Below are 14,138 nucleotides of genomic sequence, written 5' to 3' on the forward strand. Positions count from 1 at the left end.
GCCGGCTGTTAAATGCCGGCATCTGCAAAGTTAATATGATGTGAGGAAGGCTAGTTCATTCTACTATCAATATCGTTCCTGATCTGAATGATGGGTTTCTGCTTTTCATCAGATAATTCTTTCTGTGGTAAGATCACAGCCGCATAGCCTTTGCCAAAATTAATCCAGGGGATAGGTCCTGAAAAACCCGGACTGCTGATAATGATGGGTTTACCGGATCCATCCGCTTCCTCGATCCACGCTCCTGGTACGGGAATAAATGAGGCCAGTTCTTTAGGAATATATTTTACTGGCTGGTCAGTAAACTGTTTCTTCAAAAGCTGTTCAACTGAAGCTTCACTGAGTACTTTTTTCCCGTTGAACATTCCATTGTTCATCAGCATGGTCATGAAATTCATCATGTCGAATGCTGAACTGTTTGCGCCGGCTGCCGGATCAACAGAACCTTTTTCAGCATAGAAACTGCTGTTTCGCATGCCTAACGGACGAAATAATTTCTGTTGTGCCAGCTGATCAAAGCTCTTTTTGCCAACAACTTCTAATACTCGCCCCGCAATAACAGTTCCCAGGTCGCTGTAGAAATAGGCCGTACCGGCGTTGTCCTGTATATCTTTTTTTGAAACGATATTATTTACTTCGGCTTCGAGACTTTCAAATCGTTTTTTCTCTGTGAGTTTCATAATACCTGCAGCCTCCGCACGGATGCCAGTTGTATTTGCAAGACAGTGACGGATCGTAATATAGCCCTTCAGGTAAGTGTTAAAAATCGGCAAATACTTACCAACCTTGTCATCCAGTGATATCTTCCCTTCGTCTACATAAATCATCACGAGCGCTGCAGTAAACCAGCGGCTGACAGAGTTCACCGGCGCCGGGTTTTTAAGTTTGAATTCAGGAATTTCACGGGTGTAGATATTTTTTCCGCCTTTACTGACGATAATAGCGATATCGTTCCCGATCAGTTTCTGATTTTGCTTGATGATCGATTCGATGTGTGCAGAATCCGGCTGAGCGGAGCTGACCTGAAAAAATAGCATGAAACCCAATACAATACTGAATTTGAGGCAGTTTAACATAGAATTGGCTGACATATTTTCCTTCAATGATGATTGGTTTATGATTTGAGAAAGGTTACCTGTACAAATTAAAACTTGATTATGAATTTAGGGAACTTTACTATTAAGGCTGCTGAAGCGATACAACAAGCTCAGCAATTAGCATTTAATTCACAGAACCCGAATATTGAAACGGAACATATACTGAAAGCATTGCTCGAACAGGAAAATTCACCTGTCGATTATTTGCTTAAAAAGAATAATGTAACAGTCAACCTGGTGGATAATAAACTGGGTGAACTGATTAATAAACTCCCGAAAACAAGTGGTGAACCTGCACAATCGATTAGTCGGGACGCCAACAGTGTGGTATTGCGTGCCGGGGCCGTATTAAAGCAGTTCAATGATGAATTCGTGACACCAGAGCATCTTGTTTTAGCGATATTGCAGGGTAATGATGCTTCTGCAAAATTGTTAAAAGATGCGGGTTTAAACGAGAAGGGGTTAATCGCATCGATCAAAGAATTACGTAAGGGTGAAACCGTTAGCAGTCAGACACAGGAAACGCAGTTCAATGCATTGAATAAATATGCAAAGAACCTCAATGAACTTGCCCGCCAGGGTAAGCTTGATCCTGTAATAGGTCGTGACGAAGAAATAAGAAGAACACTGCATATTCTTTCCAGGAGGTCAAAAAACAACCCGATCCTTGTGGGTGAGCCTGGTGTAGGTAAAACGGCAATCGCAGAAGGTTTGGCGATGCGCATTATTAATGGTGATGTTCCGGAAAACCTGAAATCAAAAATCATTTATGCGCTCGATATGGGGCAGTTGATAGCAGGTGCAAAATATAAGGGTGAATTTGAAGAGAGATTAAAAGGCGTCGTGAAGGAAGTGAGCACCAGCGAAGGTGAGATCATTCTTTTTATTGACGAGATACATACATTGGTTGGTGCAGGTGGTGGAGAAGGCGCGATGGATGCTGCAAATATTCTGAAGCCTGCGCTTGCACGTGGCGAACTCAGAGCAATTGGTGCCACCACTTTGAATGAATACCAGAAATTTTTTGAAAAAGATAAAGCGCTGGAAAGAAGGTTTCAGAAAGTAATGATTGATGAGCCAAGCGTGGAGGATGCAATATCCATTCTTCGCGGTCTGAAGGATCGTTATGAAACACATCACCATGTGCGTATAAAAGATGAAGCGATCATTGCTGCTGTTGAATTGTCCAGCAGGTATATTACAGATCGTTTTCTTCCAGACAAAGCTATTGACCTGATTGACGAAAGTGCAGCGAAGTTGCGTTTGGAAATGAATTCTATGCCCGAAGAGCTCGATAAACTGGAGCGTCAGATAAGACAATTGGAAATTGAGCGCGAAGCTATCAAACGTGAGAATGATGAAGTGAAACTGAAAGAACTCAATACAGAGATTGCAAATCTTTCTGTTGAGAAGGATACGCTGAAAGCAAAATGGAAAGAAGAAAAAGATTTAGTTGAGAAGGTGCAGTCAGCAAAGGCAGAGATCGAAAATCTGAAGGCACAGGCAGAACGTGCGGAAAGAGAAGGCGATTATGGAATGGTCGCTGAGATCCGTTACGGGAAGATCAAGCAGCAGGAAGAACTGATTGCAAAGCTGACAACTGAGCTGTCTTCAACAGGCGATAAAAGATTGTTGAAAGAAGAAGTTGATGCAGAAGATATCGCAGAGAACGTAGCGAAAGCAACGGGTATCCCTGTAACAAAAATGCTGCAGTCTGATAAAGAGAAATTGATTCACCTGGAAGAACATCTGCATGAAAGGGTGGTGGGTCAAGAAGAAGCGATCACAGCTGTTGCTGATGCGATCCGCAGAAGCCGTGCAGGTTTGCATGATCCGCGTAAGCCGATCGGTTCCTTTATTTTCCTGGGTACAACAGGTGTAGGTAAAACTGAACTTGCAAAAGCGCTGGCTGAATACCTGTTTGATGATGAGAGTATGATGACCAGGATTGATATGAGTGAGTACCAGGAGAAACATACCGTTTCAAGATTGGTGGGTGCCCCTCCGGGATATGTAGGATATGATGAAGGTGGTCAGCTAACGGAATCGGTCAGGCGAAAACCGTATAGCGTGGTTTTGCTTGATGAAATTGAAAAAGCACATCCGGATGTATGGAATATTTTACTGCAGGTGCTGGATGATGGAAGATTAACCGATAGCAAGGGAAGAACAGTGAATTTCCGGAATACGATCATTATCATGACCAGTAATATCGGAAGTCACCTGATCCAGGAGGCGTTTGAGGACGTGAATGAAAACAATATTGACAAGGCTGTGGAGAAGGCGAAAGTCGAAGTGATGGCTTTGTTACGTCAGACTATAAGACCGGAGTTTTTGAACCGTGTGGATGAGATCATCATGTTCCAGCCTCTGCTGAAGAAAGAGATCAGGAATATCATCAGGATACAGCTGGAAAACCTGAAGAAGCTGGTGGGGGAGAGTGGTATCAACCTGCAGTTCAGTGAATATGCGATTGATTACCTCGCAGAAAATGGATTTGACCCGCAGTTTGGAGCAAGACCTTTGAAGAGATTGATTCAGAAGGCAATTGTCAACCAGTTATCGAAGAAAATATTGACCGGAGATATTGATAGGAGCAGGCCAGTAGTTGTGGATGTGTTTGACGGTGTTGTCGTGTTCAGGAATGATGCAGCTGCAGAGAAAGTAAGCGTTTAACGTAGAACGTAGAACGTTGAACGTTGAACGTAAGTCGCTGATTAGGTAGAGCTATTTTAATATTAATAAAACCAAAGCCATCTGCATAGTTGTGTGGATGGCTTTGTGCGTTTTACGGCGAACGTGTACCAATCAACGAAAAACGAAAAACGAAAAACGAATTAAAGTAAAAAGTTTAAAGTAAAAAGTATGTCACATAAAAACAAGTCGCTGGATATTACTCCTTCGAAAAACTTCTGGACCGGAGACGCGCATGCTCCGATCGCGTTGGTGGAATTCGGTGATTATGAAAGCGAGGAATGCGCTAAAGCTCATGAAGTGGTGCTGAAAATACTGGAAGATTATTCAGGCAAGGTCAAATTCAACTTCAGGCATTTTCCTCAGACGAAGATTCATCAGAAAGCACATAAAGCTGCTGAGGCCGCTATTGCCGCGGCGCAGCATGGAAAGTTTGCAGAGATGCATGATCTTCTTTTCAAAAACAGGCGAAACCTGGGAAGTATCAGTCTGAGAGAATATGCTATTGAAGCCGGTGTTGTTGATAAAAATTTTATTCCCAACCTGGTCGATTCGGTATTTGGATGGACGGTGCGTGAAGATGTACTTGAAGCCGTACGGTTAGGTGTAACCGAAGTGCCGACCTTTTTTATCAACGGAGAAATGTATCATGGCAAGAATGACTATGCCCATCTGAGTAAAGCCATTGAAGGCTATCTGCAGAAAAACGGCAGACAAAGAGCGTGATGGATGGTTTTGATTTTGTACAGACCCGGAGGAAAGTCCGGGTTTTTTTACGCGCGGATTTACTGATATACAGTTGATGTTCAGCATTTTGTTTTTGCGTTTATGATTAATTAAACGAGTATTTAAGTAGGATATTCGTTGTTTCGTATGATTTATGAACAATGAATCGAAAATAAACCTAAAAATATCTTGGTACAATTGTCATATCAACATGCAATATTATGTACTGGTCCATTGCTTATAATTTGCAGCAAAGTTTTTTCTTTATCATCCACTAATAATAGCGATCGTTCAGGCTGAACTGCTCCAGAATCGTTGAGGGATTTCTTTCCATATTCTTAATTTGTTAATATATTAGATATGCTAACACTAATCAATAGCCTAAAAATTTCAGGATTTCATGTCCGAAACTAGAAAGCAGCGCCTTGTGAGATTGCGTATCGAAAGGAAACGTAAAGGAGAAGAACGCAAAGAAAAAGAGCGCGCACAGGCGCAAGCTAAAGTGAACAAAAACACTACGGAAAAAAAGACATTTCCTGCCGAACGAACTCCAACTGGTGAAGAAGGCAAAACTGATAACGATTATAAAGGCATAGCTGAAAACAATTCACAGCAACAATGCCACAAAGAGAGCATCGAAAATGATGGAAAAATAAAAAGTGAAAATCATCGATTTTGGCTCTGGCTTGAGCATCCCTATACTCAAAACATTATAGCAATTTTCGTCGCAGTTATAAATGTTGTTCTTCTTTGGATTGGTGTGAGCCAAATATCCGCGGCAAAGGAGGGTGTACGTGATATTAGAGATCAATTTGAAAAAGAAAACAGACCGATGCTTCAAATTGATTCGATTGGCTATCCATGTCCAGAGAATTGCGATTGGCCTGTAACTTTTAAAATAGTAAATATTGGCAAGGTGCCTGCTCGAATAATTGAAGCCAGCATGATGGTTCGATTTGAGCCTATTACATTTAATCCCGTAGTTCCTTATAAAGCATATGAAGATTTTGAAGATACCGATAAAGACTTGTTCATTCCGAATGATCGTCCTTTGTATCTTAGGCGATTTCTGGAGTTTACGCCCGCTAAAATTGATATGGCAAGTGGAGAACGGTTGTTTTTGTTTGCTTATGGATTTGTCCATTATAAAGACCTTTTCAGTGGAAAAGAATATTATTATTTATTTGCTGTTCGTAATAGGAAAAGATTCACTAGAAGACGAGATGTTTTGCGATTAATCAATGAAAACATTTTATTAGACAGTTTAAAAATTGACTCCAGTTCAATTTTTTATAATGATCCTAAGAAAGAGATAGCCTATACCATAGAACCTGAAATTGATACGATGCTAAATGAGAAAGGGAAAATAGGTATTGTTGCTATTAAAAATCAACATATGTATGATTCAGCCGAGGTAAGAAAAGCTTGGGAAAAATTGAAGGCCAGTGATTCGACGTTTAAGGTTGACCCTCCTCCGCCAGTTCCGCCGTTTCCAAACTTACCGCTTCCGAAACGGAAGCGTTAATATATACCATCGTCAGGTGCTCTACCGGAGAAAGGTTATGCATCGTTCGAACACAAGGCTACAAGGATGATAGATGCACAGCCACAGGGTTCGCAATGCTTGTTCGAAGCCTTGGAGAAACAATTTTTTACACACGTGAATAGCAGGATTTATTTTTAAACCAACTGGCTTCTATATACCTCGCAACTGAAGGAATTAAAAACATTTCAAATCTTGATAGTGGGGTACAGGATGATATCCGCACACTGATTAGTTTTACTCAATCTCAAGATGAATTGAGAGAAGAGACTAGCATTACCGACTCCTTGGTTGGTTCTGGCAAAACAAATTTCAGGGCAGGCTAAAATTTCACCTCCGAATGCTATTGACTTTACTGTCCCGCCTTCCTCTTCTTATGAAAAAACTTTTTCTTTTTCCCGCCATGTCCACCACTTCCGCCCGGGTTATAAGATGGCACAGGCCCTAATTCAGGAGGTACTGAGGCTTTGGGAACTTCCCTCCCGATCAGTCTTTCGATCATCGCCAGTCTGCGCTGTTCTTTTTCGGTTACAAACGTGTACGCAGTACCGTCAGTCTCCGCACGCGCAGTACGACCAATGCGATGAACATAATCTTCACCGTCATGAGGAACATCGAAATTGATAACGAGCTCGATATGATCGATATCGATGCCACGGCTTAGTATATCGGTTGCAACGAGTATAGGCAGGCGCTTGTTGGCAAAGCTGCGAAGTACTTCTTCACGTTGCAGCTGTTCGAGATCGGAGTGAATTTCTTCCGCATTAAATCCGGCCCTTTTTAAATCACGCGTCAACTGTTTTACATTCTGTTTCTTTGAACAGAAAATCAATATGGATTTAAATGGGCTGTCTTTCAACAAATGTTTTACTAATGGAATCTTCTGAGGTTCGTAAATAATAAATGCCTGCTGGTTAATTTTTTCCGGAGGCTTGGAGATGGCGATATTGATCTCTTCAGGGTTTTTCAGGATTTTCTGTGCGAGTGTCCTGATCTTCGGAGGCATGGTTGCAGAAAAAAGTAATGTCTGTCGTTTCTCCGGCAAATTGGAAATGATTCTCATGATATCATCATGAAATCCCATATCCAGCATGCGGTCGGCTTCATCCAGCACCAGGTATTGCAGCTGTTTAAGTTTTACATATCCCATATTGATATGCGCGATCAATTTGCCAGGAGTACTAACAACAATATCAGCTCCTTTGGACAGAGCCTGTTTTTCCTGCACAAAGTTCTGACCGTCGCCGCCGCCATACACCGCGATGGAACTCAGCGAAGTGAAATAGGTGAGCCCGTCCAGATGCGTGCTGATCTGGATCGCCAGCTCCCGGGTCGGCACAATGATGAGCGCACTGATATGATGATCATTGCTTTCGCCGGTCAGGAGATTGTTTAACAAGGGCAATAAAAACGCAGCTGTTTTACCAGTACCTGTTTGTGCTGAGGCAATAACATCCTTGCCTGCCATGATGATCGGCATCACCTGTTCCTGAACAGGGGTAGCGTCTTCATAGCCGCTGGCTGCAATACTTTCAAGAATATTTTCGTGGAAATTAAATTCGGAGAACTTCAAGCTTAAATAAGGGTGGGTTTTAATGATCGGTAAAGTTAATCCAATTCCGCCACTGCACAAGAATATATTAACTTGAGCCGCTATTTGTTCTTATGATCCGTTTTAAAGCATTGATTAAAAAGTACGACGCCAACGGAGAGAAAACCTGCTGGACTTATATCGAGATACCACAGAAAGTAGCCGATAAGATCAACCCGGGTAGCCGCAAATCCTACCGGGTGAAAGGCAAACTGGATAAGCTGGAGATCGAATCCATGGCCCTGGTGCCCATTGGTGGTGGTGACTTTATTCTTCCTTTAAAAAAAGAAATCAGGAAACAACTAAGAAAAGACAAAGGCGCAGAATTGGTTGCATCTCTCGAACTCGATGCCAATCCTGATCCGTTTCCATTGCCTGACGACTTTTCGGATTGTCTTAATGATGAACCTGCATCCCTGGTTCAATGGAAAAAACTACCAAAATCCCATCAGAATTATTTTATCAAATGGATTGATTCGGCAAAAACAGATGCGACAAGGGTCAAAAGAATTGCCCAGTCAGTAAATGCGCTCAGCTACGGAATGCAATATGGAGAGATGTTGAGGGCTTTGAAAAAAGAAGAAGGGGAGAGATGATTTTATTGAACATGTTATTCGTTGCGGCCAATGGGTATCATAAAGACTTATACCATTTTTCGATATTTGTCGTTTGAAAAAAACTTTATATAAACAAAGTAGATGACCAGGGTCTCCTGGGTCACCTGTTTATATCTGTCGTCCACGCGTAAACGCAGAAAGTTGTTAGCTGACAATGTTACCGTCCGCCGCGGCGAACAATATTCTGAAATGATACCGGCATCATTTACATCGAAGATAACCTGGGCGTATAGCCTGTTCCAGGTGCAGATCTTCATTTTCCAAAGTGAAAATCAACCGGAAAAAAGTTGAAAATCCGGAGCAACTAACCCAGTTTTTCTGACAAAGGAAATGAGTCATTAAATTTGAAAGTAAGGCTCAAAAAAACCATTAACTATCCTGTTGCCTGGGCGGCCTTTTCTTCTGCTTTCAATGGTTTATCGAGTAAAAAAGTACCGAAGGGGAGCAGTGAAGAAATAAAAGCGATTGCTGTTTTCTTCAACGACCATTTTCGGCTAATCATTACATCTGCCAATGCAAAAATAAAAGCAACAAACAGTAGTCCGTGTAGCCATCCGGTGTACTTCACAGCTTCAGGATATCCTCCGAAATATTTCAATGGCATGGCAATTCCCAGCAATAACAGGTAAGAAACACCTTCGAGATTTCCAATAATCCTGAGTCTTGACAATGCAGTCTTCATGTACTGTTTATTTCGGCCTGCAAGTTAATAGTAAAAATCTTTCTGCTGCTCCGGTTTTAAACTGCGGAATCCGTATATTTCCAATACAAACGTTTTCCGTTCCCCGAAACACTCTCCGGGCTCTTTTGTAGTTATTTTCAAATTTTAAAAAGTTAAAAATGTCTGAAAATCCGACTAAACAACCGGCTACGGACGGAACTGAAAAAATTCAAGCAGAGGAATCTTTCACTGATAGACTGACTACTTCCGCAGGAAACCTGGCAGAGAAAGCTGGTGATGCCTGGGAAAAAGTGAGCGATAAAGCTGAAGACACCTGGGAAAAACTTGAAGACAAAGCTGAAGAACTTTGGGATAAAGCTAAAAACAGTGAACTCTATGCAGATGCAAAGGATAAGCTGGAAGATCTCAAAGATGGCGCACAAAAATTATGGGATAAAGTAGTAGACAGGTTTGATGGTAACGATGAAGAAAAGCCAAAACAGGCTTGATTTATCTACTGTCTGACTTAAAGGCTGGCCGATCACATCAGGCCAGCTTTTTTATTTGCAGAAAGTTGATGCTGTTTTTCTGCACTTAATCCTGCAGCCAGTATATTTGCGCCCTTTAAATAGTTGGAACGAGGTTTGATATTACTGCATCTGATTATACGTTTTTAATTGCGGGTGATTAAAATAAAGCAAGAGGTAACCCGTTAATAACAAATCTTCTGTCCATGAAAATGCCTGTTATGAAATCAATGTCCCTGAGAAAAAGGTCTGCCCAAACCAGAATAATATATTCTGCTGGTTTTGCTTCTTTATCATTGTCTTTACTGACGTTCAACAGCTGCGGAAATGTTTCCGGTAGTGAGAATCATGCCGATACAGCTGTTGCCAAAATAACAGATTCAGTTTCCGCTGTGGTTGCAACACCGCCGCCGGCTGCACCTGTCGCCGATGTTGCGAGCTACGAAACAGCATTGAATCATATGCTGAATGGAGACAGCTCCGGAAAATGGCCCGCGAAAACGCCGATGCCACTGGAGGGTTCTATTCTTCCATTTAAAAGGGTAATTGCTTATTACGGCAATCTGTACTCAAAACAGATGGGTATTCTTGGTGAATTACCGAAAAACGAAATGTTTGCGAAGCTGAAAGGTGAGGTAGCAAAATGGGAGAAAGCTGATCCCAATACCCCCGTTCAACCTGCACTTCATTATATCGCTGTTACAGCACAGGGTTCACCTGGTAAGGCAGGTAAATATCGTTTACGTATGCCCTTTAACCAGATCGATACGATCCTGAAAATGGCTGATGAAATCAACGCAATTGTATTTCTTGATATCCAGGTTGGTCTGGGTTCACTGCAGGAAGAAGTTCCTGAACTGGTGGAGTACCTTAAGAAGCCCAATGTGCATCTTGGTATCGATCCTGAGTTCTCTATGAAAGGTGGACAGAAACCAGGAGCAGTAATAGGTGTATTTGATGCCTCAGATATTAACTTTAGCATCGATTTTATGACCAGACTGGTAAAAGAAAATAATCTTCCTCCTAAAATCCTGGTGGTTCACCGTTTCACACAAGGTATGGTGACCAACTATCAGAATATCAAACCAACTCCGGAAGTGCAGGTGGTAATGCATATGGATGGATGGGGAGAGCCTGAACTTAAGAAAGGAACTTATCGTAATCATATCTTCAAAGAGCCTGTACAGTTCACTGGTTTCAAACTCTTCTATAAAAATGATATCAAAAAAGCACCGCACGTGCTGATGACTCCGGAGGATCTGATGAAGCTGAAGCCATTGCCATTGTATATTCAGTACCAGTAGGAAAGCAGGAGTGAGGAGTAAGGAGGAGTTTATAGTTTTTAAAGGCCTTGCGATTGTTAGTGAATGACCGAAAGATAGAATTGCTCTATTACAGATATAAATAAATTCAAAGAGGTGCGGTTTTCCGTGCCTCTTTTTCGATTATGTAGCAGCGAAATATTTGTTGGATGCAAGGCTTCATTCAGCCTTCATTGAGAAAATCAGAGATACCCTCAGGTATGCTTATGCATTCAGAGACAAAGGCAGGTTGTTCGATGAAGAGGTATGATTTGTAGAAATATAGTTGAAGGAAATCGAATGATAACGCCGCCTGCCGTCACTTAAACAGCATGCCCTATTTAAACCCGTTCCGTTGAGCTGCTGTACAGCATTTACAACCGCCACCTTCTACTTACTACTCACTACTTACTATCTATCGTTCCCCTTCTGCCTTCCGTGTAAATCCCGCTGACATTCTTCCCAGGACTATCTATTTTCAGAAAAACTATGCGAAAATGAAACGAACAAACCGATTATGGCTGACTGCTATTCTTTTTTCTATTCTGCCAGGACTTGCAGATGCACAACTCACCACGCTTCCCAGTGGCGGTAATCCGCGTGCCTCTGTATACGAGCAGGTAGGCCTTACCGATATTACAATACATTATAATCGACCAGGTGTAAAAGGCCGCGAAGGGAAAATATGGGGCGACCTGGTTCCTTATGGCTACACCGATCCGGGTTTTGGCATCGCAAAATCCGCTCCATGGAGAGCCGGGGCCAATGAAAATACAGTAATCAGATTTTCTACGGATGTTGTCATTGAAGGAAAGCCACTAGCTGCCGGCGAGTATGCGTTACTGATAGATGTACAGCCAGATGCTGCCAACATCATTTTTAATAAAAACGTCAAAGCCTGGGGAACCTATTTCTATAAACCTGAAGAGAACGTGTTATCTGTTCCGGTGAAAACAGGAACGTTAGCTGAAAGCCAGGAAAGACTCAGTTTCGAATTTCTGAATCAGAAAGAAAACAGTGCTGTGATTGCTTTACTGTGGGAGAAAAGATCATTTCCATTTACAGTGCAGGTGGATGCTGTAAAAAATCAACTCGATTTATACCGCGGTGAGTTAACGGGGCAAACAGGCTTCCGTAATGATGTATGGGCTGAAGCCATTCAATTTTGTGTGAACAGGAAAGTGAACCTGGAAGAAGCTTTGCAATGGTCGGACTATGCATTGAACGGGCCATTCTTTGGTGTTAGGAATTTCAGTAATTATAAAGCCAGGGCTGATGTGCTGAATGCATTGAACAGGAGTTCGGAAGCAGATTCAGCAATGGCTCAGGCAATGAAAGTGGGTGATGAAGTTGAAGTTCATCAGTATGCAAGGCAGTTACTTGCGCAGGGCAAAAAGGACAAGGCTGTTGAAGTTTTCAAAACAAACGCAAAGAATCACCCCAATGTGTATACGACTAACATGGGTCTTGTCCGGGCTTATTCAGCACAGGGCGATTATAAAAATGCACTGAAATATTTAAAGCTTGCGCAAGCGCAGGCACGTAACCAGGCTGATAGGGACCAGATCGCAAAAATGATGACCGATCTGCAGGCGGGGAAAGATATTAATCTCTGAACGGCATACTTTCCGGACATATTTCAACATGTCTTGAACGATCTCTTTAGGGAACACTTTATCATAAAGCAGACCGCTGATGGCGGTCTCTTTTTTTGGCGGCGATGAGTCATTTAACGGTAAACTCATCCCGTTTGCTGGCATTCCTCAAAAAAATGAAAAGATTTGGCTTACTTGCCTTCTGAGATGTGTCTTATGAAAAGATGTGGTGTATCCTAAATAGCCGGGAAGTTGCATACATCCAAATAACTCCCGTTATTAGCCAGCACCAGTTGTAAATTCATCCTGATAAACTGTTCCGGGTACCTGTTTTTTTCTTTCATAATTAAAATGCGTTGGGTTCGAAATATTTTACCTAGAAAACAGAATGAAATATGGCGGGGCTAAGACGAAAATTTACCGAGCAACAAAAGCTTGCAATTCTCGAAGAAGCTCGCAGTATCGGAGTCAATGCTGTACTGCGGAAATATAAATTGTCATACAGTGCTTTCTCACGCTGGCGACTTCAGCTTGCATTTGAAACTGTGGCTCAAACAAAAGCTGCTGTGCTTTTTCAAACCCGGGATGAATTGCACAAGTATAAAGAAGAAAACCTATTACTCAGAAAACTCGTTGCTGACCAGGCACTCGAGCTGATGCGGAGGGAAGAAGAATGGAAAAAATTAAATCACGCATAATGTTGATTAAACAGTGAGATGTCACTAAAGATATTTCTGTTTCGTAAAATCTATACCTGTAAAAAAAAGAAAAACACCGCCTCTTGAAAAGGGAATTTCGAAAAAGCTATTAAAAATCAAAATCTAGAGTTTATGAAAAAGATGTTTCTGCTGGCTGGTTTTCTGTCGATGATCTTCGTTTCCTATGCGCAGTCAAAATTCCGGCTAAATGGTTTTGCGGCGTATACGTTTCAGGACAATTTTGATGGTTACTATGATGCCAACAATTTTTTTACCGGTAAAGTGAATGGTAGTTTTCAATGGGGTGCCAGCGCTGAATATTTTCCTGGAAGTCAGATCAGTATTGAATTGCTTTATCAGCGTTCAGATACCAAGGCACCGACCTCTTTTAAAAATGGTGCAGCAAATCCGCTTCAGACCGAGAACTTTAATGTTGGTCTGAACTATATCATGGCAGGTTGTAATGGTTACATGTACACTGGCAACGATAAGTTTGAACCTTATGGAGGAATTATGGCAGGAGTTGTACTTGCAAACATTGAAGCTCCCTCCAAGAATGCATCGAATTCTACTTCAAACTTTGCATGGGGTGCAAAACTCGGAACCAATATCTGGTTATCCGATAGAATGGGATTGAAATTACAGGCGCAGATGTTGTCATCATCACGTGTGACAGGCGGAGATGTATACTTTAGCTGGTGGGGACCTGTTTATCTCGATACCTACAGCACGTTGTGGCAATTCAGTCTTGGTGGTGGTTTGGCTTTCAAACTTGGTCATTGATTGAATCGACGTACACGATAAGCGAAAAATAATTTTCAGAAAAGTTTTCAGCAATGCAGAGCTGGAAACTTTTTTAATTGTGGCCTGCTTTTGAAGTCAATTCAGGCCTTTAACGTTATACGTACAACGTTAAATCTGCATGTTCTTACTTAAACAGCAGCTCCTAAATTAAAAAAGTCCGGGTATCAGCCGAACTTTTCTTAAAAGTGGTTTTGGTTGGTTAATCAAACCAGGGAACAATCTATAAATAACAAAAAAATTGAATAAAATCTAAGGAAATAATAGTGAAGTTATAGGCTTAGCAA

12 protein-coding genes are annotated in these 14,138 nt (G+C 41.7%); 9 read left to right on the top strand and 3 right to left on the bottom strand.

Going from position 1 to position 14,138, the window contains the following annotated elements:
* Positions 1 to 50: 50 nt before the first annotated feature.
* Positions 51 to 1,076 carry a serine hydrolase domain-containing protein gene (locus tag P2W82_RS18530; protein WP_336517421.1) on the bottom strand — a complete coding sequence of 342 codons (1,026 nt, stop codon included), beginning with the start codon at positions 1,074 to 1,076 and terminating at the stop codon, positions 51 to 53.
* A gap of 81 nt (positions 1,077 to 1,157) precedes the next feature.
* On the opposite strand from P2W82_RS18530, the gene clpB reads away from it, so the two are divergent.
* The 3 genes from clpB (at position 1,158) to P2W82_RS18545 (ending at position 6,042) form a co-directional block, all read left to right on the top strand.
* A complete protein-coding gene (gene clpB / locus P2W82_RS18535; RefSeq protein ID WP_336517422.1) occupies positions 1,158 to 3,773 on the top strand; it encodes an ATP-dependent chaperone ClpB in 2,616 nt (871 codons plus the stop codon).
* 189 nt (positions 3,774 to 3,962) lie between these two features.
* On the top strand, positions 3,963 to 4,517 hold the full coding sequence (locus tag P2W82_RS18540) for a DsbA family protein (protein WP_336517423.1): 555 nt from the start codon (positions 3,963 to 3,965) through the stop codon (positions 4,515 to 4,517).
* Positions 4,518 to 4,917: 400 nt separating this feature from the next.
* On the top strand, positions 4,918 to 6,042 hold the full coding sequence (locus tag P2W82_RS18545; RefSeq protein WP_336517424.1) for a hypothetical protein: 1,125 nt from the start codon (positions 4,918 to 4,920) through the stop codon (positions 6,040 to 6,042).
* A gap of 370 nt (positions 6,043 to 6,412) precedes the next feature.
* Here the strand turns inward: P2W82_RS18545 and P2W82_RS18550 are convergent, their stop codons facing one another.
* Positions 6,413 to 7,633: a DEAD/DEAH box helicase gene (locus tag P2W82_RS18550; RefSeq protein ID WP_336517425.1), complete on the bottom strand. Its 1,221-nt coding sequence runs from the start codon at positions 7,631 to 7,633 to the stop codon at positions 6,413 to 6,415.
* Positions 7,634 to 7,725: 92 nt separating this feature from the next.
* Between P2W82_RS18550 and P2W82_RS18555 the strand changes: the two genes are divergently transcribed.
* On the top strand, positions 7,726 to 8,247 hold the full coding sequence (locus P2W82_RS18555; protein WP_336517426.1) for a YdeI/OmpD-associated family protein: 522 nt from the start codon (positions 7,726 to 7,728) through the stop codon (positions 8,245 to 8,247).
* A 394-nt stretch (positions 8,248 to 8,641) separates the two neighbouring features.
* Here P2W82_RS18555 and P2W82_RS18560 read toward each other — a convergent pair whose 3' ends face one another.
* A complete protein-coding gene (locus P2W82_RS18560; RefSeq protein WP_336517427.1) occupies positions 8,642 to 8,950 on the bottom strand; it encodes a DUF3817 domain-containing protein in 309 nt (102 codons plus the stop codon).
* Positions 8,951 to 9,108: 158 nt separating this feature from the next.
* On the opposite strand from P2W82_RS18560, the gene P2W82_RS18565 reads away from it, so the two are divergent.
* The 5 genes from P2W82_RS18565 to P2W82_RS18585 all read left to right on the top strand — a co-directional run bounded on the left by P2W82_RS18565 (position 9,109) and on the right by P2W82_RS18585 (position 13,833).
* On the top strand, positions 9,109 to 9,438 hold the full coding sequence (locus tag P2W82_RS18565) for a YtxH domain-containing protein (RefSeq protein WP_336517428.1): 330 nt from the start codon (positions 9,109 to 9,111) through the stop codon (positions 9,436 to 9,438).
* A 239-nt stretch (positions 9,439 to 9,677) separates the two neighbouring features.
* On the top strand, positions 9,678 to 10,760 hold the full coding sequence (locus P2W82_RS18570; protein WP_336517429.1) for a hypothetical protein: 1,083 nt from the start codon (positions 9,678 to 9,680) through the stop codon (positions 10,758 to 10,760).
* Between the two features lie 494 nt (positions 10,761 to 11,254).
* Positions 11,255 to 12,373: a DUF2911 domain-containing protein gene (locus P2W82_RS18575; protein ID WP_336517430.1), complete on the top strand. Its 1,119-nt coding sequence runs from the start codon at positions 11,255 to 11,257 to the stop codon at positions 12,371 to 12,373.
* 374 nt (positions 12,374 to 12,747) lie between these two features.
* Positions 12,748 to 13,050, top strand: a complete 303-nt coding sequence (locus tag P2W82_RS18580) for a transposase (RefSeq protein WP_336517431.1) — start codon at positions 12,748 to 12,750, stop codon at positions 13,048 to 13,050.
* A gap of 132 nt (positions 13,051 to 13,182) precedes the next feature.
* Positions 13,183 to 13,833 (top strand): outer membrane beta-barrel protein, encoded by a 651-nt coding sequence (locus tag P2W82_RS18585; RefSeq protein ID WP_336517432.1) that lies wholly within the window; start codon positions 13,183 to 13,185, stop codon positions 13,831 to 13,833.
* Positions 13,834 to 14,138: the final 305 nt, after the last annotated feature.

The sequence above is a fragment of the Pollutibacter soli genome (genome assembly GCA_029269725.1).
Classification (GTDB): Bacteria; Bacteroidota; Bacteroidia; order Chitinophagales; family Chitinophagaceae; genus Pollutibacter; species Pollutibacter soli.

Excerpts from the sequence above, each read along its gene's own strand:
- P2W82_RS18575 (WP_336517430.1), top strand. The coding sequence starts at position 11,255 with ATGAAACGAACAAACCGATTATGGCTGACTGCTATTCTTTTTTCTATT.
- P2W82_RS18540 (WP_336517423.1), top strand. The coding sequence starts at position 3,963 with ATGTCACATAAAAACAAGTCGCTGGATATTACTCCTTCGAAAAACTTC.
- P2W82_RS18565 (WP_336517428.1), top strand. The coding sequence starts at position 9,109 with ATGTCTGAAAATCCGACTAAACAACCGGCTACGGACGGAACTGAAAAA.
- P2W82_RS18570 (WP_336517429.1), top strand. The coding sequence starts at position 9,678 with ATGAAATCAATGTCCCTGAGAAAAAGGTCTGCCCAAACCAGAATAATA.
- P2W82_RS18555 (WP_336517426.1), top strand. The coding sequence starts at position 7,726 with ATGATCCGTTTTAAAGCATTGATTAAAAAGTACGACGCCAACGGAGAG.
- clpB (WP_336517422.1), top strand. The coding sequence starts at position 1,158 with ATGAATTTAGGGAACTTTACTATTAAGGCTGCTGAAGCGATACAACAA.
- P2W82_RS18585 (WP_336517432.1), top strand. The coding sequence starts at position 13,183 with ATGAAAAAGATGTTTCTGCTGGCTGGTTTTCTGTCGATGATCTTCGTT.
- P2W82_RS18530 (WP_336517421.1), bottom strand. The coding sequence starts at position 1,076 with ATGTTAAACTGCCTCAAATTCAGTATTGTATTGGGTTTCATGCTATTT.
- P2W82_RS18580 (WP_336517431.1), top strand. The coding sequence starts at position 12,748 with ATGGCGGGGCTAAGACGAAAATTTACCGAGCAACAAAAGCTTGCAATT.
- P2W82_RS18560 (WP_336517427.1), bottom strand. The coding sequence starts at position 8,950 with ATGAAGACTGCATTGTCAAGACTCAGGATTATTGGAAATCTCGAAGGT.
- P2W82_RS18545 (WP_336517424.1), top strand. The coding sequence starts at position 4,918 with ATGTCCGAAACTAGAAAGCAGCGCCTTGTGAGATTGCGTATCGAAAGG.